General features: G+C 56.9%; 21 protein-coding genes. 11 read left to right on the top strand and 10 right to left on the bottom strand.

The window, feature by feature from the left end; genetic code table 11:
• Positions 1-42: 42 nt before the first annotated feature.
• Together qseC and qseB are read right to left on the bottom strand one after the other, a co-directional pair.
• Entirely contained in the window at positions 43-1,389 is a 1,347-nt protein-coding gene (gene qseC, locus BWI95_RS06695; RefSeq protein ID WP_054803379.1) for a quorum sensing histidine kinase QseC, read from the bottom strand.
• Positions 1,386-2,045, bottom strand: a complete 660-nt coding sequence (gene qseB / locus BWI95_RS06690) for a quorum sensing response regulator transcription factor QseB (protein ID WP_042717998.1) — start codon at positions 2,043-2,045, stop codon at positions 1,386-1,388. Before qseB ends, qseC begins: the two co-directional genes overlap by 4 nt.
• Before the next feature lie 145 nt (positions 2,046-2,190).
• On the opposite strand from qseB, the gene BWI95_RS06685 reads away from it, so the two are divergent.
• The 5 genes from BWI95_RS06685 (at position 2,191) to BWI95_RS06665 (ending at position 9,670) form a co-directional block, all read left to right on the top strand.
• Positions 2,191-2,598, top strand: coding sequence for a YgiW/YdeI family stress tolerance OB fold protein (locus tag BWI95_RS06685; RefSeq protein ID WP_054803380.1), 408 nt, complete (start codon positions 2,191-2,193; stop codon positions 2,596-2,598).
• Positions 2,599-2,716: 118 nt separating this feature from the next.
• Positions 2,717-4,975, top strand: a complete 2,259-nt coding sequence (gene parC, locus BWI95_RS06680; RefSeq protein ID WP_076769219.1) for a DNA topoisomerase IV subunit A — start codon at positions 2,717-2,719, stop codon at positions 4,973-4,975.
• 217 nt (positions 4,976-5,192) lie between these two features.
• On the top strand, positions 5,193-5,930 hold the full coding sequence (locus BWI95_RS06675) for a 1-acylglycerol-3-phosphate O-acyltransferase (RefSeq protein ID WP_054803381.1): 738 nt from the start codon (positions 5,193-5,195) through the stop codon (positions 5,928-5,930).
• Between the two features lie 70 nt (positions 5,931-6,000).
• A complete protein-coding gene (ftsP, locus tag BWI95_RS06670; RefSeq protein ID WP_042718004.1) occupies positions 6,001-7,413 on the top strand; it encodes a cell division protein FtsP in 1,413 nt (470 codons plus the stop codon).
• Positions 7,414-7,534: 121 nt separating this feature from the next.
• On the top strand, positions 7,535-9,670 hold the full coding sequence (locus BWI95_RS06665) for a YgiQ family radical SAM protein (RefSeq protein WP_076769218.1): 2,136 nt from the start codon (positions 7,535-7,537) through the stop codon (positions 9,668-9,670).
• Between the two features lie 131 nt (positions 9,671-9,801).
• Here the strand turns inward: BWI95_RS06665 and dkgA are convergent, their stop codons facing one another.
• Together dkgA and yqhD are read right to left on the bottom strand one after the other, a co-directional pair.
• Entirely contained in the window at positions 9,802-10,629 is an 828-nt protein-coding gene (dkgA, locus tag BWI95_RS06660) for a 2,5-didehydrogluconate reductase DkgA (RefSeq protein ID WP_042718007.1), read from the bottom strand.
• 103 nt (positions 10,630-10,732) lie between these two features.
• A complete protein-coding gene (gene yqhD / locus BWI95_RS06655; RefSeq protein WP_054803382.1) occupies positions 10,733-11,896 on the bottom strand; it encodes an alcohol dehydrogenase in 1,164 nt (387 codons plus the stop codon).
• Positions 11,897-12,089: 193 nt separating this feature from the next.
• Between yqhD and BWI95_RS06650 the strand changes: the two genes are divergently transcribed.
• The gene (locus BWI95_RS06650; RefSeq protein ID WP_054803383.1) at positions 12,090-12,989 is read left to right on the top strand and encodes an AraC family transcriptional regulator; all 900 of its coding nucleotides are present in this window, start codon (positions 12,090-12,092) and stop codon (positions 12,987-12,989) included.
• A 33-nt stretch (positions 12,990-13,022) separates the two neighbouring features.
• Here the strand turns inward: BWI95_RS06650 and BWI95_RS06645 are convergent, their stop codons facing one another.
• Together BWI95_RS06645 and metC are read right to left on the bottom strand one after the other, a co-directional pair.
• Positions 13,023-13,682 carry a DedA family protein gene (locus BWI95_RS06645; protein WP_042718012.1) on the bottom strand — a complete coding sequence of 220 codons (660 nt, stop codon included), beginning with the start codon at positions 13,680-13,682 and terminating at the stop codon, positions 13,023-13,025.
• Positions 13,683-13,799: 117 nt separating this feature from the next.
• A complete protein-coding gene (gene metC, locus BWI95_RS06640) occupies positions 13,800-14,987 on the bottom strand; it encodes a cystathionine beta-lyase (protein WP_054803384.1) in 1,188 nt (395 codons plus the stop codon).
• 240 nt (positions 14,988-15,227) lie between these two features.
• On the opposite strand from metC, the gene exbB reads away from it, so the two are divergent.
• Both exbB and exbD read left to right on the top strand, forming a co-directional pair.
• Positions 15,228-15,959, top strand: a complete 732-nt coding sequence (gene exbB / locus BWI95_RS06635; RefSeq protein ID WP_023480942.1) for a tol-pal system-associated acyl-CoA thioesterase — start codon at positions 15,228-15,230, stop codon at positions 15,957-15,959.
• A 6-nt stretch (positions 15,960-15,965) separates the two neighbouring features.
• Positions 15,966-16,391 carry a TonB system transport protein ExbD gene (gene exbD, locus BWI95_RS06630; protein WP_042718016.1) on the top strand — a complete coding sequence of 142 codons (426 nt, stop codon included), beginning with the start codon at positions 15,966-15,968 and terminating at the stop codon, positions 16,389-16,391.
• A 53-nt stretch (positions 16,392-16,444) separates the two neighbouring features.
• On the opposite strand, the gene BWI95_RS06625 is transcribed toward exbD, so the two are convergent.
• The 3 genes from BWI95_RS06625 to BWI95_RS06615 all read right to left on the bottom strand — a co-directional run bounded on the left by BWI95_RS06625 (position 16,445) and on the right by BWI95_RS06615 (position 18,277).
• Positions 16,445-17,341: an SDR family oxidoreductase gene (locus BWI95_RS06625; protein WP_076769217.1), complete on the bottom strand. Its 897-nt coding sequence runs from the start codon at positions 17,339-17,341 to the stop codon at positions 16,445-16,447.
• Positions 17,342-17,433: 92 nt separating this feature from the next.
• Positions 17,434-17,880, bottom strand: coding sequence for a hypothetical protein (locus BWI95_RS06620; protein WP_054803385.1), 447 nt, complete (start codon positions 17,878-17,880; stop codon positions 17,434-17,436).
• Positions 17,873-18,277 (bottom strand): hypothetical protein, encoded by a 405-nt coding sequence (locus BWI95_RS06615; protein ID WP_054803386.1) that lies wholly within the window; start codon positions 18,275-18,277, stop codon positions 17,873-17,875. Before BWI95_RS06615 ends, BWI95_RS06620 begins: the two co-directional genes overlap by 8 nt.
• A gap of 103 nt (positions 18,278-18,380) precedes the next feature.
• On the opposite strand from BWI95_RS06615, the gene BWI95_RS06610 reads away from it, so the two are divergent.
• Both BWI95_RS06610 and BWI95_RS06605 read left to right on the top strand, forming a co-directional pair.
• Positions 18,381-18,887: an ESA_00282 family adhesion-associated protein gene (locus BWI95_RS06610; RefSeq protein ID WP_042718021.1), complete on the top strand. Its 507-nt coding sequence runs from the start codon at positions 18,381-18,383 to the stop codon at positions 18,885-18,887.
• Between the two features lie 86 nt (positions 18,888-18,973).
• Entirely contained in the window at positions 18,974-19,468 is a 495-nt protein-coding gene (locus BWI95_RS06605) for a TIGR00645 family protein (RefSeq protein ID WP_023480998.1), read from the top strand.
• Between the two features lie 68 nt (positions 19,469-19,536).
• On the opposite strand, the gene BWI95_RS06600 is transcribed toward BWI95_RS06605, so the two are convergent.
• Entirely contained in the window at positions 19,537-20,577 is a 1,041-nt protein-coding gene (locus BWI95_RS06600) for an aldo/keto reductase (protein ID WP_054803387.1), read from the bottom strand.
• A gap of 830 nt (positions 20,578-21,407) precedes the next feature.
• Here BWI95_RS06600 and BWI95_RS06595 point away from each other — a divergent pair.
• Entirely contained in the window at positions 21,408-23,057 is a 1,650-nt protein-coding gene (locus BWI95_RS06595) for a methyl-accepting chemotaxis protein (protein ID WP_076769216.1), read from the top strand.
• Positions 23,058-23,072: the final 15 nt, after the last annotated feature.

Here is a 23,072-nt window from a genome sequence, read left to right as displayed (position 1 = left end):
GCAATAATGGCAAAGACTTTTGCGCAATAAGCAATAATCCCTCTACCAGCGCAGAGTAACGATAAAACCGCCCTCCGGATGATTAGCAAAGGTGGCCTGCATCTGATGCAGAGCGGCAATACGCTGCACAATCGATAACCCCAGCCCGCTGCCGGTTTCACTCTGCCCCGGCGGGCGATAGAAGCGCTCGCCAATGCGCGCCAGCGCCTCGTCGCTGACGCCTGGGCCATTATCCCGCACGCTCAGGCTGTTGGCTTCAAGGGTGACATCCACCACGCTGCCCGGCGGGCTGTAGCGGATGGCGTTATCCAGCAGGTTGCGCACCAGCAGGCTGAGCAGCAGCGGCTGGCCCTGGCGGCGCACGTCGTGGGCATTCAGATGCAGGCGGATATCCATTCCCGCCTGCTGCGCGCTGTGGTAGGTCTCCATCACTGCCGATTGCAGCAGCGCATCCAGCTCCAGCGTCTCGACATCCTCCATATGCTCCAGCGAATCGAGGCGCGAAAGGGTTAATAGCTGATCGACCAGCCGGGTCGCGCGATCGATCCCAAGATGTAACTGGCTCAGCGCTCTGGCGCGCGCAGTGGGATCGTCATCGGAGAGCTGTGCGACTTCCGTCTGCACTTTCAGCGCCGCCAGCGGGCTGCGCAGCTCATGGGCGGCGTCGGAGGTAAAGCGCCGCTCGCGCAGCATCATGGTATGCGTGCGGGCAAAGAGTTGGTTGAGGGCATCCAGCAGCGGGCGCACTTCGCCGGGCACGCCGCGGGTTTCCAGCGCATCGGCGCGATCCGGAGCGCGCGTACGCAGCGCCAGCGCCACCTTTTTCAAAGGGCGCAGCTCACGGGTCAGCAGGGCGATTAACAGTAACAACATTAATGGCAGCGCCACCAGCCACGGCGTCAGCTGTGAGGTGATGATCTCCAGCGCCATCTCCTGGCGATACTCCCACTCCTGACCAACCACAATGCGGTACTCGCCGCCGGGGGCGGTCAGCCACAAAAAGCGCCACTTATCGTCATCATCGCGCAGTTGCCCATCATCAAAGCCATCGCGACGCCAGGCGTAGGGGATATCGCGCCCGTTGTCGCCATCGTGCAGCAGCAGTTTGCCGTCGGTGGAGTAGATGGCGAAGGCCAGCACGTCATCATCAAGATGGCCATGCTTAATCTTCTTTTTAGTGACCTGCGGCGCGGCGCTTTGCAACTGGTCGAGCTTCATCACGCTCAGGCGTTTGGCAAACAGCATCTGCTGGGTATCAAACAGCTTGTCGAGTTTGTCGCGCGTCTGCTGCCAGGCGACGACGCTGGCGCAGAGCCACGCCGCCAGCGAGAGCAGCAAAAAGAGCAGCGTCAGACGCAGCCGCAGGCTATGGGGAAACGTAAATTTCATGCCTCTCCTAAGGTGTAGCCGATGCCGTGCACAGTGCGGATAAAGTCGCTGCCGAGCTTGCGGCGCAGATGGTGCACATGCACCTCCACCGCGTTGCTGGAGACATCCCCATCCCAGCTGTAGAGCTTCTCTTCAATCGCTTTGCGCGGCAGCACGCGCCCAACGTTGCGCAGCAGAAGTTCCAGCAGGGCGAACTCTTTCGGTTTCAGCACCAGTGTTTCGTTATGAAAGGTGGCGACCAGGCTTACCGGGTCGAGGGTGACCTGGCCGTGGCGCAGCAGGCTTTGCGCCTGGCCGTGGGTGCGGCGAATCAGCGCCTCCAGCCGGGCGGCCACTTCCACCAGCGCAAAGGGTTTGCAGAGATAGTCATCAGCGCCGAGCCGCAGCCCTTCGACCCGCTGCTCAATGGCGTCGCGCGCGGTAAGGATCAGCACCGGCTCGCTGCGCTTCTGCTCGCGCCAGTCGCGCAGGATGGTTAACCCATCAAGTCCCGGCAGCGTTAAGTCGAGGATCACCGCGTCATAAGGTGCGGCAAACAGCGCCGCTTTGCCGAGCTTGCCGTCGGTAAACCAGTCGACGGTGAAGCCTTTTTTGCCAAGGCCAGCCTTCAGACCATCACCAATCAGCGCATCATCTTCTATCAGCAGAATTCGCATACTCTCTCCGTGTACTCAGGCTTCGAGGCAGTTAACCCGCTTGCAGCGGGCGTTGTACAGCGAAAAATAATCTTTTTACGCCTTAAGAAGTTGTTAAGAAGTGGCTGGCTTAATGGAGCCTTACCAACAAAAAGGGAGAGATAAGATGAAAAAGTTTGCTGCTATCACCGCTGTTCTCGCACTCTGCGCCGCGCCGGCATTTGCTGCTAATCAGGGCGGTTTTACCGGCCCGGGGGCGGCACAACAACAAACCACCTCTCAGCAGGGCGGCGGCTTTACCGGGCCAAACGGCAGTAAAGCGACCGTTGAGAGCGCAAAATCCCTGCGCGATGATGCCTGGGTTACGCTTAGCGGGAACATCGTTGAGCGCATCTCGGATGATACCTACTCCTTCAAAGATGCCACCGGCACCATCAATGTCGATATTGACCAGAAACGCTGGAAAGGGCTGAGCGTTGGACCGCAGGATAAGGTCGAAATCCAGGGTGAAGTGGACAAAGACTGGAACTCCGTTGAGATCGACGTAAAAGAGATCCGCAAAGTCGGTCAGTAAGCGCTGACCGCGCGTGAAAAAATCGCTCATCGCTATGACTCCTCGCCGCAGATAGGGTAGTATCTGCGGCAATATTGCCGCCGAAAAGGTGGGCGCATACGTTGAGGAATCACGATTAATGAGCGATATGGCAGAGCGCCTTGCGCTGCATGAATTTACGGAAAACGCATACCTGAACTACTCCATGTACGTCATCATGGATCGTGCGTTGCCGTTTATCGGTGATGGCCTGAAACCCGTTCAGCGTCGCATCGTCTACGCAATGTCTGAACTGGGGCTGAGCGCCAGCGCGAAGTTCAAGAAATCCGCCCGTACCGTGGGCGACGTTCTGGGTAAATACCACCCGCACGGCGACAGCGCCTGCTATGAAGCGATGGTGCTGATGGCGCAGCCCTTCTCCTATCGCTACCCGCTGGTCGACGGCCAGGGGAACTGGGGGGCACCGGACGATCCGAAATCCTTTGCCGCCATGCGTTATACCGAATCCCGCCTGTCGAAATATGCCGAGCTGCTGCTGAGCGAGCTGGGGCAGGGCACCGTTGAGTGGGTGCCGAACTTCGACGGTACGCTGCAGGAGCCGAAAATGCTGCCTGCCCGCCTGCCGAACATTTTGCTGAACGGCACCACCGGGATTGCAGTCGGTATGGCGACGGACATTCCGCCGCACAACCTGCGCGAAGTCGCCAACGCGGCGATGGCGCTGATTGACCAGCCAAAAACCACCCTCGATGAGCTGCTGGATATTGTCCAGGGGCCGGACTACCCGACCGAAGCAGAGATCATCACTTCACGTGCTGAAATCCGCAAAATCTACCAGAACGGTCGCGGCTCCGTGCGTATGCGCGCGGTGTGGAAAAAAGAGGATGGCGCCGTGGTGATCACCGCGCTGCCGCACCAGGTCTCCGGCGCGCGCGTGCTGGAGCAGATCGCAAGCCAGATGCGCAATAAAAAATTGCCGATGGTCGATGACCTGCGCGATGAGTCGGACCACGAAAACCCGACCCGCCTGGTGGTGGTGCCGCGCTCCAACCGCGTCGATATGGATCAGGTGATGAACCACCTCTTCGCCACCACCGATCTGGAGAAGAGCTACCGCATCAACCTCAATATGATTGGCCTCGATGGTCGTCCGGCGGTGAAAAACCTGCTGGAGATCCTCACCGAATGGCTGACCTTCCGCCGCGATACGGTGCGCCGCCGCCTGAATCACCGCCTGGAGAAAGTGCTCAAGCGCCTGCATATCCTTGAAGGTTTGCTGGTGGCGTTCCTCAATATCGACGAAGTGATTGAGATTATCCGCGGCGAAGATGAGCCGAAGCCGGTGCTGATGTCGCGTTTCGGCATCAGTGAAACCCAGGCGGAAGCCATTCTTGAGTTAAAACTGCGCCATCTCGCCAAACTGGAAGAGATGAAGATCCGCGGCGAGCAGAGCGAGCTGGAAAAAGAGCGCGATCAGCTGCAGGCGATCCTCGCTTCCGAGCGCAAGATGAACACCCTGCTGAAAAAAGAGCTGCAGGCCGATGCCACTGCTTTCGGCGATGATCGCCGCTCACCGCTGCACGAGCGCGAAGAGGCCAAAGCGATGAGCGAGCACGATATGTTGCCGTCAGAGCCGGTGACGATTGTGCTGTCGCAGATGGGCTGGGTACGCAGCGCCAAAGGGCATGACATTGACGCGCAGGGTTTGAGCTACAAAGCGGGCGACAGCTGGAAAGCGTCGGCGAAGGGCAAGAGCAACCAGCCGGTGGTCTTTATCGATACCACCGGGCGCAGCTATGCTGTCGACCCGATTTCGCTGCCGTCGGCGCGCGGGCAGGGCGAGCCGATCACTGGCAAGCTGACGCTGCCGCCGGGCGCGACGGTTGAGCATATGATGATGAGCAATGAAGATCAGAAGCTGCTGATGGCATCCGATGCCGGTTACGGTTTCGTCTGTACCTTCAATGACTTAATTGCCCGTAACCGTGCCGGTAAAGCGCTGATCAACCTGCCGGAGAACGCGCGTGTAATGGCACCGATTGCCATCGAGCACGACGACGATATGCTGCTGGCGATCACCGCCGCCGGCCGCATGCTGATGTTCCCGGTCAGCGATCTGCCGCAGCTCTCGAAAGGCAAAGGCAACAAAATCATCGGCATACCTTCCGCTGAAGCGGCGAAAGGCAGCGACGCGCTGGCGCACCTCTACCTGCTGCCTCCGCAGAGCACGCTGACGCTCCACGTCGGCAAACGCAAGATCAAACTGCGTCCGGAAGAGCTGCAAAAAGTGCATGGCGAGCGCGGACGTCGCGGTACGCTGATGCGCGGTTTGCAGAAGATTGACCGCATAGAGATCGACTCGCCGACCCGTCCGGGCGCGGGCGATAGCGAAGAGTAATCTTCATCATCCTCTCCCCGCCGCGCGCGGGGAGATATTTCTTAGAAATTTCCCGTAAAGACGTTGTTTATTCGCAGATTGCGATTAACAATACGTTCTTTTTAAAGGCCGCATAACACAAGCCCGGACCGCATGGCGGTCAGCGAGGCGCAGCCAGCATCAGCGGATTTACGCTGGCGTGTATATAATGCTCAGGGTATGGGCTTCAGAGGTCGCTATGTTATTTATTTTTCGTGTCATCATCATCGTTATCTACTCCATTCTTGTCTCGATATTCGGCTCGATTTACTGCCTGCTCAGTCCAAGAAACCCAAAACATGTTGCCACCTTCGGCCATCTTTTTGGTCGCCTTGCGCCAGTGTGCGGGCTGAAAGTGGAAAGACGCCTGCCGCCGGGCGCGGATAAGTTCGGCAACGCCATCTATATCGCTAACCACCAAAACAACTACGATATGGTCACCGCCTCCAGCATTGTGCTGCCGCCGACGGTTACCGTGGGTAAAAAGAGCCTGCTGTGGATCCCGTTTTTTGGTCAACTCTACTGGCTGACCGGCAACCTGCTGATTGACCGTGATAACCGCGCCAAAGCGCACGGCACCATCGCGCAGGTGGTGAAGCAGATCCAGAAACGTAACATCTCGGTCTGGATGTTCCCGGAAGGGACGCGTAGCCGTGGTCGCGGCCTGCTGCCATTTAAAACCGGTGCGTTCCACGCCGCGATTGCAGCCGGTGTGCCGATTATTCCGGTCTGCGTCTCCACCACCTCGAATAAAGTGAATCTCAACCGCCTGAAGAATGGGCTGGTGATTGTTGAAATGCTGCCGCCGGTGGATGTTACGCAGTTCGGTAAAGATCAGGTTCGCCAGTTAGCGACCCACTGCCGCGAACTGATGGCGGCAAAAATCGAAGAGCTCGATAAAGAAGTGGCAGAACGCGAAGCCGCCGGTCGGGTATAAACGTCAGTTGTGAGCAAACCCGGAGGCACCCAGCCTCTGGCGTATTAAGTCAGTGTTACTCGGAGCAAATATGTCACTCAGTCGGCGTCAGTTTCTTCAGGCTTCCGGCCTTGCGCTATGTACCAGCGCAGTGCCGCTGAGGGCGAATGCTGCCGGGCAGCAACCGCCGCTGCCCGTTCCGCCGCTGCTCGAATCGCGGCGCGGACAGCCGCTTTTTATGACGCTCCAGCGCGCGCACTGGTCCTTTGTTAAAGGCACCCGCGCGCCGGTTTCCGGCATCAACGGTCGCTATCTCGGGCCGACCATCCGCGTGTGGAATGGCGATGACGTAAAGCTGATTTACAGCAACCGGCTGACGGAAAGCGTGGCGATGACCGTGAGCGGCCTGCAGGTGCCAGGCCCGCTGATGGGCGGCGCCGCGCGCATGATGAGCGCCAGCAATGACTGGGCACCGGTGCTGCCAATTCGCCAGAGCGCCGCGACATTGTGGTATCACGCCAACACGCCGAACCGCACCGCTGAGCAGGTCTATAGCGGTCTGGCGGGGATGTGGCTGGTGGAAGATGAGATCAGCAAAGCGCTGCCGATCCCCAATCACTACGGCGTGGATGACTTTCCGATCATCATTCAGGATAAGCGGCTGGATAACTTCGGTACCCCGGAGTACAGCGAGCCGGGCAGCGGTGGGTTTGTCGGCGATACGCTGATGGTCAACGGCGCGCAAAGCCCCTTTGTCGAAGTCTCCCGCGGCTGGGTGCGCCTGCGTCTGCTCAATGCCTCCAACTCCCGGCGCTATCTGCTACAGATGAGCGACGGCCGCGCCCTGCATGTAATCGCCGGTGATCAGGGCTTCCTGCCTGCGCCGGTGTCGGTCAAACAGCTGTCGCTGGCACCCGGTGAGCGGCGCGAAGTGCTGGTCGATATGACCAACGGTGATGAAGTTTCGATTACCTGCGGCGAAGCGGCGGGGATCATGGATCGGCTGCGCGGCCTGTTTGAGCCGTCGAGCATCCTTATCTCCACGCTGGTACTGACGTTGCGTCCTACCGGTCTGCTGCCGCTGGTGACGGATACCCTGCCGATGCGTCTGCTGCCTGCGGATCTGATGGCCGGTTCGCCGTCGCGCAGCCGGGACATGACCCTCGGTAGCGATCCGGGTATCAATGGCCAGCTGTGGGATCCACAGCGCATCGATGTGACCGCCCAGCAGGGCACCTGGGAGCGCTGGACGGTGCGCGCAGAGATGCCGCAGTCGTTCCATATTGAAGGCGCGATGTTTATGCTGCGCAGCGTCAACGGCGCGCTGCCGTTCCCGGAAGATCGCGGCTGGAAAGATACCGTCTGGATCGACGGCCAGGTGGAACTGCTGGTGTGGTTTGGTCAACCTTCGTGGCCGCACTTCCCGTTCCAGTTCCAGAGCCAGACGCTGGAGATGGCCGATCGCGGCTCAGTCGGCCAGCTGCTGGTCAACCCCGCGCCGTAATTTCCTCCAACCCGGCGGCGCTCTGCCTGCCGGGTGCTGAAAAAACCTCCTTCTATTCCCCTACAAAGAGGGCGTATAATCGCCGCCCTTTGACTCCCTTTTTACCTTTTCTGGAAGCACGATGAGCGCACTCTCCCTGATCCAGCCGGATCGCGATCTTTTCTCCTGGCCGCAGTACTGGGCGGCCTGCTTCGGCCCCGCGCCTTTTCTGCCGATGTCGCGCGAAGAGATGGATGAACTCGGCTGGGACAGCTGCGACATCATCCTCGTGACCGGCGACGCCTATGTCGATCACCCGAGCTTCGGCATGGCGATCTGCGGAAGAATGCTGGAAGCGCAGGGCTTTCGCGTCGGCATCATCGCCCAGCCGGACTGGAGCAGCAAAACGGACTTTATGCGCCTCGGCAAACCGAACCTCTTTTTCGGCGTCACCGCCGGCAATATGGATTCGATGATCAACCGGTATACCGCCGATCGTAAGCTGCGCCATGACGATGCTTATACGCCAGATAACGTGGCCGGCAAGCGCCCGGACCGCGCGACGCTAGTTTATACCCAGCGCTGCAAAGAGGCGTGGAGAGAGGTGCCGGTGATCCTCGGCGGGATTGAGGCCAGCTTGCGCCGCACCGCCCATTATGACTACTGGTCTGATACCGTGCGCCGCTCGGTGCTGGTCGATTCGAAGGCGGATATGCTGATGTTCGGCAATGGCGAGCGCCCGCTGGTGGAAGTCGCGCACCGCCTTGCCGCCGGGGAGCCGATAGGCCAGATCCGCGATGTGCGCAATACGGCGATTATGGTCAAAGAGGCGCTGCCAGGCTGGAGCGGGGTGGATTCCACCCGCCTCGACACGCCGGGGAAGATCGATCCGATCCCCCATCCGTACGGCGAAGATCTGCCCTGTGCCGATAATAAACCCGTTGAGCCGCAGGCCGCGAAACGCGTGATCGTGCAGCCGCCGCGCCCGAAGCCGTGGGAAAAAACCTATGTGCTGCTCCCCTCTTACGAGAAGGTGAAAGCGGACAAAGTGCTCTATGCCCATGCGTCGCGCATTCTGCACCACGAAACTAACCCCGGCTGTGCCCGCGCGCTGCTGCAAAAGCATGGCGATCGCTATATCTGGATCAACCCGCCGGCCATTCCGCTCTCCACCGAAGAGATGGACAGCGTCTTTGCGCTGCCTTACCAGCGCGTGCCGCACCCGGCCTATGGCGAGAGCCGCATTCCGGCCTACGACATGATCCGCTTCTCGATTAACATTATGCGCGGCTGTTTCGGCGGCTGCTCCTTCTGCTCCATCACCGAGCATGAAGGGCGCATTATTCAGAGCCGCTCCGAGGATTCGATCATCAATGAGATCGAAGCGATTCGCGACACGGTGCCCGGTTTTACCGGGGTGATCTCCGATCTGGGCGGGCCAACGGCCAATATGTATATGCTGCGCTGTACCTCGCCGCGCGCCGAGCAAACCTGTCGACGCCTCTCCTGTGTCTATCCGGAGATCTGCCCGCATATGGACACCAACCATCAGCCGACCATCGATCTCTACCGGCGTGCCCGCGATCTGCGCGGCATCAAGAAGATCCTGATCGCCTCCGGCGTGCGGTACGATCTGGCGGTGGAAGATCCGCGCTATGTCAAAGAGCTGGCGACGCACCACGTTGGCGGCTATCTGAAGATAGCGCCGGAACATACTGAAGCGGGGCCGCTGTCGAAGATGATGAAGCCGGGCATGGGCAGCTATGACCGCTTTAAGCAGCTTTTCGACACCTACTCGAAGCAGGCGGGCAAAGAGCAGTATCTGATCCCCTACTTTATCTCTGCGCACCCCGGCACGCGTGATGAGGATATGGTGAACCTGGCGCTGTGGCTGAAGCGCCACCGATTCCGTCTCGACCAGGTGCAGAACTTCTACCCGTCGCCGCTGGCCAACTCGACAACCATGTATTACACCGGCAAAAACCCGCTGTCGAAGATCGATTACAAAAGTGAAGAGGTGGTGGTGCCGAGAGGGGAGAAGCAGCGCCGCCTGCATAAAGCGCTGCTGCGCTACCACGATCCGGCCAACTGGCCGCTGCTGCGCCAGGCGCTTGAGGCGATGGGGAAAAAGCACCTGATTGGTTCCCGCCGCGAGTGCCTGGTGCCTGAGCCAACGATGGAGGAGATGCGCGAAGCGCGCCGCCAGAGCCGCAGCGCGCGACCGGCATTAACCAAACATACGCCGATTGCGCACCAGAGAAAAAAAGCGACGCGCTAAGTTGATTTGTAGGCCGGATTACCTTGTAGGCCGGATAAGCGCCAGCGCCATCCGGCAAGGCATGGCGCTGGCATTATGCCGGATGGCGGCTTCGCCTTATCCGGCCTACGTTTAAGTCCGGCCTATACTCTTTAACCGCCGAACTGATCCGGGTCTGGCCCGAGGCGTTTGCCCTCGTCCAGTTTGGCAATTTCGCTTAGCTCATCTTTATCGAGGCGGAAATCCCAGACGTCGAAGTTCTCAACGATGCGCGCAGGGGTGACCGATTTCGGGATCACCACCAGACCGCTGTCGAGATGCCAGCGAATAACGATCTGCGCCGGGGTTTTGCCATATTTATCCGCCAGATCGCGAATGATCTTCTGATCGAAAACGCCTTCACCACCCTGTGCCAGCGGGCTCCAGGACTCAGTCTGGATCTTGTGCGTCGCGTTCCAGGCATGCAGCTGGCGCTGTTGCAGCAGCGGATGGAGTTCAATCTGGTTAATCACCGGAATGACGCTGGTTTCATCGATGAGCTTTTGCAGATGGTGGGTCTGGAAGTTACAGACGCCGATACTCTTAATCAGCCCCTGCTGTTGCAGCTCGATCATCCCTTTCCAGGCCTCGACATAGTGATCGATTGCCGGAACCGGCCAGTGCATCAGATAGAGATCGACATAGTCGAGTTGAAGCTTCTCCAGGCTCTCTTTAAAGGCCTCGGCCGGGCGTTTCTGATCGTCATTCCACAGCTTGGTGGTGATGAACAGCTCTTCACGCGGCACGCCCGCGCTGGCTAAGGCTTTACCAACACCCTCTTCGTTCTTGTAAGCCGCGGCGGTATCGATAGAGCGATAACCCACTTCCAGAGCTTTATGGATGGCGGTAACCACTTCCTCGTTGCTCGCTTTCCACACGCCAAGACCCAGTTGCGGCATCAGATTGCCGTCAGCGAGTTTAATCACCGTTGGATGTGTCATGCATTTCTCCTTTCGCTAGGCTTACCGGGACAGGCCGGGTAAGCTGGTTTGCATTAAGTGTGGTCGAAAAACCCAAAAACGAAAGCCGGGGGTGGAGAAGCGCTTAGCGCGCGGCTTCGTAGATGCGGCGGCTCACATCCAGCGTAATATCCTGATGCTCGCCCAGCGCCGTCATGCCGTGCTCTTCCAGTTTAGCCAACAGCGCCGGAATGGAGCTGCCATCAAGGCCGTAGCCGGAAAGACGCGTCGGCACGCCCATACGCTCGAAGAAGTCGCGCGTGGCGGTAATTGCCGCGTCAATGCGCTCATCGTCGCTGCCTTCGGTGATATTCCATACGCGTGCGGCGTATTGCAGCAGTTTTTCGCGTTTGGTGTCGCGCTTCTCATTCCACAGCGCAGGCAGTACCACCGCCAGCGTTTGTGCGTGATCCAGCCCGTGCATCGCTGTCAACTCATGGCCCAGCATATGGGTAGCCCAATCCTGCGGCACGCCCGCGCCAATCAGGCCGTTCAGCGCCTGGGTCGCCGCCCACATAACGTTGGCGCGCACGTTGTAATTCTCCGGCTCCTGCAACGCTTTCGGGCCATCTTCAACCAGCGTCAGCAGAATGCCTTCGGCGAAGCGATCCTGAATTTTGCCATCTACCGGATAAGTGACGTACTGCTCTACAGTATGGACAAAGGCGTCAACTACGCCATTCGCCACCTGACGCGGGGGCAGGGTGTAGGTGTAAACCGGATCGAGCACCGCGAAGACCGGCTGCACGAACGGAGAGTGGAACGCCTGCTTATCGCCGGTCGCTTTACGGGAAACCACCGCACCGGCGTTGGATTCAGAGCCGGTAGCCGGCAGCGTCAGCACGGAGCCCATCGGAATGGCGCTTTTGATCTCGCTGCCGCGGGTTTGCAGGATATGCCATGGATCGACGCCCTCGGCGTAGTGGGCAGCGGCTGCGATAAATTTGGTGCCATCCAGCACTGAACCGCCACCGACTGCCAGCAGGAAGGTGATCTGCTCATCGCGTACCACCTGCACCGCTTTCATCAGCGTTTCGTAGGTCGGGTTTGGTTCGATACCGCTGAACTCGCGCACGTCCATTCCGTCCAGCGCGCTGTAAACCTGGTCAAGTACGCCGTTTTTCTTCACGCTGCCGCCGCCATAAGTGATCAGCACGCGGGCGTTGTCAGGGAGCTGCGCGCGCAGTTCGGCAATTGCGCCTTTGCCAAAAAGAATGCGGGTTGGGGTATGCAGATTAAAGTTATTCATTGCTCGTTCCCTTCTGATGAGGTGAAAAATCTGAGGCGGCAGGCCGCCCGATGCCGATCATTGTGGGCGCGGGGCTGCACAGGCTCAATGCACATTCCTGCCGATGTCTTGCCTGTTTCTCTATCCGGCTGGAGAAATGTCACAAAAGTTTGCACACTAGAGCCGTTGAAACTGGCCGCCGGAGTGGCAAACCATGAACCGTGAAGCGATCTGCCTGCATCTGACTGAAAAAGTTAAGAGACTGAAAAATAATGAAAATAGATTGACCGCGCTGCTGCCGGATATCCGCCTGCTCTATGGCACGCAGCCCGGCACCCGGACGCCGGTGATGTACCAGCCGGGGATCGTGTTTCTCTTTTCCGGCCATAAAATCGGGTATATCAACGAGCGCGTCTTTCGCTATGACACCAACGAATATCTGCTGTTAACGGTGCCGCTGCCCTTCGAGTGTGAAACCTTTGCCACGCCGGAGGTACCGCTGGCGGGCATTCGTCTTAATGTCGACATCTTGCAGTTGCAGGAGCTGCTGATGGATATCGGTGAAGATGAGCATTTTCGCCCGGAGAACGCCGCCAGCGGTATTAACTCGGCGGTGTTATCAGAGGAGATCCTCTGCGCGGCGGAGCGCCTGCTGGATGTGATGGAGCGCCCGCTGGACGCGCGCATTCTGGGCAAACAGATTATCCGCGAGATGCTTTACCACGTGCTGACCGGGCCGCGCGGCGGTGCGCTGCTGGCGCTGGTGAGCCGTCAGACCCACTTCAGCCTGATTAGCCGCGTCTTAAAGCGCATTGAGAGCCAGTACACCGAAAACCTCAGCGTCGACCAGTTAGCGGCAGAAGCGAACATGAGCGTCTCGGCGTTTCACCATAACTTCAAATCGGTGACCAGCACCTCGCCGCTGCAATACCTGAAAACCTACCGCCTGCACAAAGCGCGGATGTTGATGGTGCACGATGGCATGAAAGCGAGCGCGGCGGCGATGCGTGTCGGCTATGAGAGCCCATCGCAGTTTAGCCGCGAATTTAAGCGTTACTTCGGCGTGACGCCGGGAGAGGATTTGGCGCGCATTCGCACCATGCAGGGGGCATAACGGAGGCCCTCTTCGCGCGAAGAGGGCAGTAACTCAGGCGTTGCTGAACTTCTTCTTTAGCACGACAGTAACGGCACCAATCAGGCCCACCACCAGCAGGAACAGCGGCAGCACCATTAAAAAGGTCATCACCTGGTCTTCGTGGCGTTTCACAAACGGGATCATGCTAATCGCGTAGCCGAGCGAGATCACCACGCCGACCCACAGCAGCGCGCTCAGCCAGTTGAAGAGCTGAAAACGGCGGTTCGACAAGCCAGAGATACCGGCCATCGTTGGCAACAGGGTGCGGATAAAAGCCAGAAAACGCCCGGCCAGCAGCGCCAGCAGGCCGTGACGGTCAAACATGCAGGTGGCGCGCTCGTGATACTTCACCGGCAGCTGCGCCAGCCAGCTTTTCACAATACGCGTATTGCCCAGCCAGCGCCCCTGAACATAGCTCAGCCAGCAGCCGAGACTGGCGGCGGAGGTAAGGATCAGCAGCGTTGAGACAAAGTCCATGCAGCCGCGCGCAATCAGCGCCCCGGCGAGCAGCAGTAAGCTGTCGCCCGGTAAAAACGAGGCAGGAAGCAAGCCGTTCTCTAAAAAGAGCGTGGCAAACATCACGAGATAGACAACGCCGACAACGTGCGGATCGGCCAGCGCAGCAAAGTCGTGATGCCAGAGCGCAGCAATAATATCTTGAATAACAGCCATGGGCTTTCCTGTGGAACCGCGTAGAGGAGGCTATTGTACTCCACTTCGCCAAAAAGACCTCGATCCGGGGCGCAACAAAGGGAGAATAATCTTACTTTTTGCCCCGTTAATCATGGTTTACACGATGCGCTGAAAGCCTGCCACTAAATCACCGATAAGATCATCAACGTTTTCTAAACCAATGTGCAATCGGATCAGCGTGCCGTCGAAGTCGACACGGCCTTCCGGGCGAATAGCGGCGATGTGCTCAGGCTGGTTGGCGAGGATCAGTGATTCAAACCCGCCCCACGAATAGGCCATGCTGAAGAGCGAAAAATTATCGAGATAGTTGGCCAATTCTTCATTGTTCAAACGCTTGTTGAGCACAAAGGAGAAGAGGCCGCTGCTGCCGCTGAAATCCCGCTTCCAGTACTCATGCCCTTTACTGCCTGGCAGCGCCGGATGATTGACCTGCGCCACCTGCGGATGCGCCGCCAGCCACTCGGCAATCTTCAGGCTGCTTTCGTGATGCTGGCGTAAACGCACCCCCAGTGTGCGCAGGCCGCGGCTGGTCATATAGGCGGTATCCGCATCCAGCATCTGCCCCATCAGATAGGCGTTTTCCCGCAGTTGCTCCCAACAGCGGGCGTTTGCTACGGCGGTGCCGACCATCGCATCGGAGTGACCAATCAGATATTTGGTGCCCGCCTGAATGGAGATATCGATATCAAAATCCAGCGCCTTAAACAGCACGCCCGCCGCCCAGGTGTTGTCGATCATAATGATGGCCTCCGGCGCGACGCTACGCACCGCCTGCACGATGGCGGGAACATCATGCACTTCCATGGTGATGGAGCCGGGCGATTCGAGGAACACCACTTTGGTATTGGGTTGCACCAGTTGCACGATGCTTGAGCCAATCAGCGGATCAAACCAGCTGGTGGTAACGCCCAGTTTAGCGAGGATTTTGGTGCTGAAATCTTGCGTCGGTTCGTAGGCGGTATTGGTCATCAATACATGATCGCCCTGTTCGACAAAGGCCAGGATGGTGTTTGCCACCGCCGCCGCGCCGCAGGGGAAGAGCGCACAACCGGCACCACCTTCCAGTTCGCACATCGCCTCTTGCAGTGAGAAGTGGGTCAGCGTCCCGCGCCGTCCATAGAAAAGCTCGCCGTTGGCGCGGTTGCGCGTGGCGTGCTTTTTCGCTTCCACCGTTTCGAACACCAGGGAGGAGGCGCGCTGAATCACCGTATTCACCGAACCCTGAGTATACTTTTTGCTCCGCCCGGCGTTTACCAGCGCGGTATCAAGATGTTTCGCCGTCATGTCTGCTCAACCTGTTTTTATACGTCTGGATGTCCAGACTACCATGATTGCGAAATGATGCATCAGAGGCGGTGAATTTTTCTATAAAACCAGCAGACGCGCCGGTTTACTGCGTCAACGCAAGGAAATAGCGGGTTGTGTTGTGCACTATGTAAATACTAATGAGAACTACTATCAATTCGACGACTTTTTGCTATTATGGCGCAGTGTTTTTTGTGATTTGCGTCCCGGAGAAACAGAGTGGGTAATAATTTGATGCAGACGGATCTTTCCGTATGGGGTATGTATCAGCACGCCGATATCGTGGTGAAAATCGTGATGATCGGTCTGATTCTGGCGTCAGTCGTCACCTGGGCGCTTTTCTTCAGTAAAAGCGTTGAGATCCTCGGGCAAAAGCGCCGTCTCAAGCGTGAACAGCAGCAGCTGGCCGATGCCCGCTCGCTGGATCAGGCGACTGAGATCGCTTCGACATTCCACGCCCGCAGCCTGAGCGCGATGTTGATCAACGAAGCGCAGAACGAGCTGGAGCTCTCCGCAGGCAGCGAAGATAACGAAGGCATTAAAGAGCGCACCGGTTTCCGCCTTGAGCGACGCGTAGCGGCAACGGGCCGTCATATGGGTCGCGGCAACGGTTTCCTCGCCACCATCGGCGCGATTTCGCCCTTTATTGGTCTGTTTGGTACCGTCTGGGGCATCATGAACAGCTTTATCGGCATTGCGCAGACGCAAACCACTAACCTCGCGGTTGTCGCGCCGGGCATCGCTGAAGCGCTGCTGGCAACGGCTATCGGCCTGGTCGCCGCTATCCCGGCGGTAGTGATCTACAACATCTTTGCGCGCATGATCGGTAACTATAAAGCTAACCTCGGCGATGTTGCTGCTCAGGTGCTGCTGCTGCAAAGCCGCGATCTGGATCTGGCCGCCAGCAACGCGCAGCCGGTTCGTACCACCCAGAAATTACGCGTAGGTTGATTGGCTATGGCAATGCGTCTTAATGAAAACCTCGACGATAACGGCGAAATGCACGAAATCAACGTCACGCCGTTTATCGACGTGATGCTGGTGCTGCTGATTATCTTTATGGTGGCCGCGCCGCTTGCTACCGTTGACGTTAAGGTCAATCTGCCTGCCTCTTCCAGCCAGCCGCAGCCGCGCCCGGAAAAACCGATTTATCTCTCCGTGAAGGCAGATAACAGCATGTTTATCGGCAACGATCCGGTGACGGAAGAGACGATGATCAACCAGCTGAACGCGGTGACCGAAGGGAAAAAGGATACCACCATCTTCTTCCGCGCTGATAAGACCGTTGATTACGAGACGATGATGAAAGTGATGGACAGCCTGCATCAGGCGGGCTATCTGAAGATCGGTCTGGTAGGGGAAGAGGTCGCGAAAGCGAAGTAACCCGCGAACGAGATAAAAAAAAGCTGGCCGGAGCCAGCTTTTTTTATGCCTGCTTAACTCAGGTGCTCACCACCCGTCACGCCATGCACTTCAGCGGTGACATAGCTCGACTCCTGGCTTGCCAGATAGACATAAACAGGTGCCAGCTCGGCTGGCTGACCGGCGCGTTTAAGCGGCGTCTGCTGGCCGAACTCCGGCAGTTTCTCCTGCGGCTGACCGCCGGAAATCTGCAGCGCGGTCCAGATTGGCCCTGGCGCAACACTGTTGACGCGAATGCCTTTCTCAGCGACCTGTTTCGCCAGCCCGCGGGTGTAGTTGAGAATAGCCGCTTTGGTTGAGGCGTAATCAAGCAGGTGCGTGCTTGGCTGATAAGCCTGAATCGACGAGGTAGTAATAATGCTACCCCCGCGCGGCATCAGCGGAATCGCCTCCTGGGTGATCCAGAAGAGCGCGAAAACGTTGACCTTATAGGTATAGATAAACTGCTCGCTGCTGAGGTCTGCAATATCCTCAATCGCGGTTTGCGTACCCGCTACCAGCGTCAGCACATCCAGGCCGCCAAGCTGCTCTTTCGCTGTATGCGGCAGAGAACGGGCAAATTCTTCATCGCTCAAATCGCCCGGGATCAGCACGGCTTTGCGCCCGGCTGCTTCAATCTGCTCTTTCACCTGCTGCGCATCTTCCTCTTCGGCAGGAAGATAGTTGATAGCGACATCAGCGCCTTCGCGGGCATAGGCAATCGCCGCCGCGCGACCAATACCGGAGTCGCCGCCGGTCACTAACGCTTTACGACCTTTCAGCCGCCCGCTGCCGACATAGCTCTTTTCACCGCAATCGGGAACCGGTTCCATTTTCGCCTGCACGCCGGGGAAGGGCTGCTTCTGCTTAGGATATTCACCGGTGTAGTACTGGGTGGTCGGATCCTGGATTTTTGTCTGGTCAGTTGCCATTAAGTATCCTCCATATCGGTTGCTTAGACCTTAAGGATAGAAGTTCACGCTGACTTCGCAGGCAAATTCAGGATTTTCTTTATCGCGGAGGGTTACTTCCCTTTGCTGCTCGCTTTGGCTGGCTTTTCTTTCACCGCTACTGCCACCGCCTGCACCGTCGAGGTGCGGTATATGCCTTCGCTCAGTTTGCGGCTCCAGCGCAGTGTCGCGCTCTCACGGCTCACCAGGTGCTGATAGTTCGCCTCCAGCCGGCCCATGATCTTTTCGCGCAGCTCAGGGTTCTGTTCGATAATGGCGGCAATCGCAGCGCCGTAAATCTCCTCTTTCACCTGCAGGGGGTAGATTTCACGGCGGTTTTGCCACTTCAACCGCACCAGTGCCGCCGGAATAGAAACTAAATCCTGGGCAATGCGTTGAATCGTCTCGTTTTTACTCTGCACCAGCGCATCGATATTTTGCTTTAAGATAAATTCGTCGCTTTTGCTTTCGCTGTAATTGATATAGACGTTATTATTTTCAATTTCAGCCACGTTATTCATCCCCAAGTTTATAAAAGATTGGCTCATCTTTTTCGCGGGTAATCAGATTAAGCCAAATCTCATTACCAGCGTCGTTAATAGTTTGCGTCTTATCGGAAATTATTTTGCTCAGAGTCTGAGCATCAATCTCACCTTCGGCTTGCAAATCATTAAGTAAACGCGCAAAGGTTTCAATCTTCACGACCCGGAATAGGCGCTCTTTAATATGACGATCGTGCTCTTCAAGCAGCATATTACGCGATTGGCCGCTGCGGCTGGCGTTGGCTAATATATTTTGCGCATGCTCAGAAAGTGGGCCAATATCCTGAGTAAAATCAGGCTCTTTTCCCTCTGGTGCTGCCCCGGTTTCAACGGCAGAAAGATGAAAGCGTGCCGGGACAAGGTTCTCGGGAAGCATTTCTATTATCCTTTACTATTTAACAGGGGAGAGAATATTAAGGGGCGAGGTTCGTTGACAATATCATGAGGCAATTTTAAAATCAAAAAAAAGGAGTCTGCCGATGGACAGTATTTTGTATTCTGTTATTACTTTATTGCTGCTAACGGGCGGCGTTTTATTATTGATGCATGAGTACAATAAAAAGACTCCCCTTAGTGAAATTAATGAGCAAGCACCACAGTTAACGCCGCTATCAAAAGAAGAGGGCGAAGATCATTTTTCGACGTTAATGAACGCGATTACCCCAGAGTGGTACTGGCGCGTTAACCATGAATATATCGATTTTTTGCAAGCGACGATTAAGCGCATGAAGATGGCGGAGATAAATAACACGCCCGGTTTATTTGAAGCGCAGCGTCGTTGCAGCGATCTCAATTCCGCCGTGTATAAGTATTACGACAACATTAAAAAACGCTGCGTCAATGGCGAAAAAGTCTCGCCGAGCGATCTGGATGTGCTCAACCTGCGCCAGTGTTTCCATGAGTTCAGCACCGAAGCTTACCCTGCGCTGGTTGTGCTGATTTGGCCGGAGAACCAGCGTCCGTGGGTAAACCCCGCCGAGGTGTAGTTAAGTCAGCCGGAGTGTTGCAAAAGGCTGACGGTGTCAGGCTATACTGAGCGCCGGTTTAGCTATCTGACGAGACACTACGGAACATGGAACGCTTTCTGGAAAACGCAATGTACGCTTCGCGCTGGTTGCTCGCCCCGGTCTACTTTGGCCTCTCTCTTGCTCTCCTGGCGCTGGCCATCAAATTCTTCCAGGAGATTATTCACGTTATCCCTAACATCTTCTCGCTGGCAGAAGCGGATCTGATCCTCACGCTGCTGTCGCTGGTGGATATGACGCTGGTCGGCGGTCTGCTGGTGATGGTGATGTTCTCCGGCTATGAAAACTTTGTTTCGCAGCTGGATATTGGCCCGCATAAAGAGAAGCTGAGCTGGCTGGGGAAAATGGATGCCACCTCGTTAAAAAACAAAGTGGCGGCGTCGATTGTCGCCATCTCGTCGATTCACCTGCTGCGCGTCTTTATGGATGCGAGGAACGTACCGGATAACAAACTGATGTGGTATGTGATTATCCACCTGACGTTTGTGCTCTCCGCGTTTGTGATGGGCTATCTGGATCGTTTAACCCGCGGCAAGCATTGATTTTTGGTGGGGCCTGGGCCGGATAAGCGCAGCGCCCTCCGGCAAACTGCGCCTCCGGCACGTCACTTCTATTTATCCGATGATGCCTGCCACAGGTTCAGCTCCCCGTCGGCCACATGCTTATCAATTTGCGCCAGCTCATCGGCGCTAAAGCTCAGGTTGTTTAACGCCTGCACATTCTCCTCCAGCTGCTCCGGGCGGCTGGCACCAATCAATACCGATGTCACTCGGCTATCTTTCAACAGCCAGCTTAACGCCATCTGCGCCATTGACTGCCCACGGCGGTCGGCCATCTCATTAAGCAGACGCAGGCTGGCGAGATTGCTCTCGGTGAGCATCTTCTCCGTCAGGCCGCGCACCTTTTTGCCTTCGCGCTGCATGCGCGACCCTTCAGGAATACCGTTGAGATATTTGCCCGTCAGCAAACCCTGTGCCAGCGGCGTAAAGGCGATACAGCCGACGCCGTTCTCCTCAAGCGCGTCTAAAAGCCCAGTGTTATCGACCCAGCGATTGAGGATGTTGTAGGAGGGTTGATGGATAAGCAGCGGCACTTTCCACTCGCGCAGTAGCGCGGCCATCTGCTGCGTACGCTCCGTCGAATAGGAGGAGATGCCAACGTAGAGCGCTTTGCCACTCTGCACCGCCTGCGCGAGCGCGGCAGCGGTCTCCTCCATCGGTGTCTTCTCATCCACGCGGTGGGAATAGAAGATATCGACATAGTCGACGCCCAGACGCTTAAGGCTCTGATCGAGGCTGGCGAGCAGATACTTGCGCGAGCCGCCGGAGCCATACGGGCCGGGCCACATATCGTAGCCCGCTTTGGTGGAGATAATCAGTTCATCGCGGTAAGGGGCAAAATCGTCGCGCAGCAGGCGACCAAAATTCTCCTCCGCGCTGCCGGCAGGCGGCCCATAGTTATTGGCTAAATCGAAGTGGGTGATTCCCAGGTCGAACGCTTTACGCAGCAGCGCGCGCTGCGCATCCAGTGCGTTGACGTGACCAAAACTGTGCCATAAACCGAGCGACAGGGCGGGCAGTTGCAGACCGCTCTTGCCGCAGTAACGATACTGCATCTCTTCATAACGCTGAGGGTTGGCGAAGCCGGGCATGATCTCTCCTCTCGTATCTGGCGGTGCCTGATGGTTTTGAAACGACGTTTCTATCTTACGTGCGATAGCCTGTCAGCAAAAGCTCCGCTGAGCGGAAGGTAAACAGAGGCCACAAATAATGTTCTGTGTAAGCCTTACACTGCTGCTTAATTCTCTTCATGCGTGGCTTAAATCTGCGAAAATTCCTGGAGAGCGAGGGTAAAAAGCCGCAACCCTTTTTCCTGCCAGCATCGCCAAAAGGCGGTGAAATATAAGAAGAAGCGATGGCATTACGCGTAATAAAAATGAGCTTAGTATCACGACGGTCAGCCCGCGTGACGGCAGGGCGCATGGTTATTAGGTTTTTGCGTTGATAACGGCGCGTAAAGTCTTGCGGGCAGGGTTCTCAAATAAGCACCTCAAAACGCACTTTTATTAATTGTTGAGTGCTTTTATGAGGCGAGTTAAATAAATTAAATTCGTCGAGAGTTGTTGGTTTTTCGTTATTGTTAATTTTATAAAATTCTTGTTTTTAATATTTTAAGCAAACAAATTCTTATTTTTATACCGATAAATTCAAATTGTGCCAGCTATCCACTTTATTCTTATTTTTAATATTATCCTTTCTTAATCAATAACTTACATTCTTTGTGCAAGCGCGTTTGCGCAACAAAAAGTTAGCAGAATAACCATTTAATAGGTGACAAAATTTGTGATGGCCATAAAAAAAAGAGGCCTCTTTTTTACATAAATATTTTAAACCGACCATACAACTTCCCAAACGCGTGCCGATAAAAGTGATAACTCTCGCCCGCAGGCGAGGGTCTACCTTCACCGCAAGGATTAAAATTATGAATATGCTTCGTAACTTCACTATACGCGCCGTGTTGCTTGTGATCCTCGGGATCTTCAGCGTGCTGTGGTCTGGCGTCGGTCTGTATAGCGTTTCTTCTTTGTCAAAAGTTGCCGACGGTAATGAAGTCGACCGCCAGTTGGTGACGCAAATGACGCTTCTGAGCCAGGGCAATGATCAATACTTTCGCTTTGTGACACGGCTCAGCCGCGTGATGGAGGCCAAAGCGGCGGGGGCAACGCCAGACATGGCACCCGCGCAGCAGGCGCTGGATAACATGGCAAAACGCCTTGCCGACTTCAAAGCCGTTTCGCCAGGGCCGATGGATCCGAAAGTCTCCGAACAGGTGATCGCTGGCTGGCAGGCGCTACTGGAGCAGGGCATCAACCCGCAGATGCAGCTGGCGCAGCAGGGCTCACCGGAAGCCTACCGTGCGCAGGCCAATAACGTTACGCCTGGTCTGAGCCGCAACTTTGGCGTCGCGACCGAGAGCTTCAATAAAGCCGCTGGCGTAATGCTGGATGAGACCCGCGTTATGGTCGATCACCAGACCAGCACCACCCGCGCAGCAATCATCGTTGCGATGGTACTGGGCCTGCTGATCCTGCTGTTTACGGATCGCTACCTGGTGACCATGCTGGTCAAACCGCTGAACCGTATTCGCGCGCACTTCAAACTGATGGCGCAGGGCGATCTCAGCCAGCCGCTGGAAGATATGGGGCGCAACTGCGTAGGCCAGGTGATCCCACTGCTGTTAGCGATGCAGGATAGCCTGCGCGAAGCGGTAAGCAGTATCCGCCACGGCAGTGAAAACATCTGGCGTGGCGCGACCGAGATCTCCACCGGCAATAACGACCTCTCCTCGCGTACCGAAGAGCAGGCCGCCGCGCTGGAAGAGACCGCCGCCAGTATGGAAGAGTTGACCGCCACGGTGAAACTGAACGCCGATAACGCCAGCCAGGCGAGCGAGCTGGCGGAAGTCGCCTCGGTCACCGCCAGCAAAGGCGGCGCGCTGGTGAAAGAGGTGATCAGCACGATGGATGGTATCTCCGGCAGTTCGAAGAAGATTGCCGAAATCACCACCGTGATTAACAGCATCGCTTTCCAGACCAATATTCTCGCCCTTAACGCGGCGGTAGAAGCGGCACGTGCCGGTGAACAGGGCCGTGGTTTTGCGGTGGTGGCTGGCGAAGTGCGTAATCTCGCCAGCCGCAGTGCGGGCGCGGCAAAAGAGATCGAAACCCTGATTGCCGACTCCGTCTCGCGCGTTGAGAAAGGGGCGAAGCTGGTTAACGACACCGGTACCACGATGGAAGGCATTCTGCGCGCCGTGCGTGAAGTGACCACCATTATGAAAGAGATTGCCGCCGCCTCTGCCGAGCAGAGCAAAGGGATCTCGCAGGTGGGCGTTGCCATCACGCAGATGGATAACGTTACCCAGCAGAACGCCTCGCTGGTTGAGCAGGTATCGGCTGCCGCCGCTGCGCTGGAGCGTCAGACCGAAGAGTTGCAGCGTTCCGTGCAGCAGTTCCGTTTGACCCGTGAAGAGGAGCATAAACCCACCGCTGCCAAACTGGTGAAACCCGATATGAGCCGTGGAACTGCCCGCAAACCCGGCGCATCGTCCGATGAGTGGGTCGCGTTCTAATCCTGTAACAGCGCG

This window comes from Kosakonia cowanii JCM 10956 = DSM 18146 (assembly GCF_001975225.1).
In the GTDB taxonomy this organism is placed as follows: Bacteria; Pseudomonadota; Gammaproteobacteria; order Enterobacterales; family Enterobacteriaceae; genus Kosakonia; species Kosakonia cowanii.
This window is presented reverse-complemented; position numbering and strand designations above follow the sequence as displayed.

Excerpts from the sequence above, each read along its gene's own strand:
- qseC (WP_054803379.1), bottom strand. The coding sequence starts at position 1,389 with ATGAAATTTACGTTTCCCCATAGCCTGCGGCTGCGTCTGACGCTGCTC.
- qseB (WP_042717998.1), bottom strand. The coding sequence starts at position 2,045 with ATGCGAATTCTGCTGATAGAAGATGATGCGCTGATTGGTGATGGTCTG.
- BWI95_RS06685 (WP_054803380.1), top strand. The coding sequence starts at position 2,191 with ATGAAAAAGTTTGCTGCTATCACCGCTGTTCTCGCACTCTGCGCCGCG.
- parC (WP_076769219.1), top strand. The coding sequence starts at position 2,717 with ATGAGCGATATGGCAGAGCGCCTTGCGCTGCATGAATTTACGGAAAAC.
- BWI95_RS06675 (WP_054803381.1), top strand. The coding sequence starts at position 5,193 with ATGTTATTTATTTTTCGTGTCATCATCATCGTTATCTACTCCATTCTT.
- ftsP (WP_042718004.1), top strand. The coding sequence starts at position 6,001 with ATGTCACTCAGTCGGCGTCAGTTTCTTCAGGCTTCCGGCCTTGCGCTA.
- BWI95_RS06665 (WP_076769218.1), top strand. The coding sequence starts at position 7,535 with ATGAGCGCACTCTCCCTGATCCAGCCGGATCGCGATCTTTTCTCCTGG.
- dkgA (WP_042718007.1), bottom strand. The coding sequence starts at position 10,629 with ATGACACATCCAACGGTGATTAAACTCGCTGACGGCAATCTGATGCCG.
- yqhD (WP_054803382.1), bottom strand. The coding sequence starts at position 11,896 with ATGAATAACTTTAATCTGCATACCCCAACCCGCATTCTTTTTGGCAAA.
- BWI95_RS06650 (WP_054803383.1), top strand. The coding sequence starts at position 12,090 with ATGAACCGTGAAGCGATCTGCCTGCATCTGACTGAAAAAGTTAAGAGA.
- BWI95_RS06645 (WP_042718012.1), bottom strand. The coding sequence starts at position 13,682 with ATGGCTGTTATTCAAGATATTATTGCTGCGCTCTGGCATCACGACTTT.
- metC (WP_054803384.1), bottom strand. The coding sequence starts at position 14,987 with ATGACGGCGAAACATCTTGATACCGCGCTGGTAAACGCCGGGCGGAGC.
- exbD (WP_042718016.1), top strand. The coding sequence starts at position 15,966 with ATGGCAATGCGTCTTAATGAAAACCTCGACGATAACGGCGAAATGCAC.
- BWI95_RS06625 (WP_076769217.1), bottom strand. The coding sequence starts at position 17,341 with ATGGCAACTGACCAGACAAAAATCCAGGATCCGACCACCCAGTACTAC.
- BWI95_RS06620 (WP_054803385.1), bottom strand. The coding sequence starts at position 17,880 with ATGAATAACGTGGCTGAAATTGAAAATAATAACGTCTATATCAATTAC.
- BWI95_RS06615 (WP_054803386.1), bottom strand. The coding sequence starts at position 18,277 with ATGCTTCCCGAGAACCTTGTCCCGGCACGCTTTCATCTTTCTGCCGTT.
- BWI95_RS06610 (WP_042718021.1), top strand. The coding sequence starts at position 18,381 with ATGGACAGTATTTTGTATTCTGTTATTACTTTATTGCTGCTAACGGGC.
- BWI95_RS06605 (WP_023480998.1), top strand. The coding sequence starts at position 18,974 with ATGGAACGCTTTCTGGAAAACGCAATGTACGCTTCGCGCTGGTTGCTC.
- BWI95_RS06600 (WP_054803387.1), bottom strand. The coding sequence starts at position 20,577 with ATGCCCGGCTTCGCCAACCCTCAGCGTTATGAAGAGATGCAGTATCGT.
- BWI95_RS06595 (WP_076769216.1), top strand. The coding sequence starts at position 21,408 with ATGAATATGCTTCGTAACTTCACTATACGCGCCGTGTTGCTTGTGATC.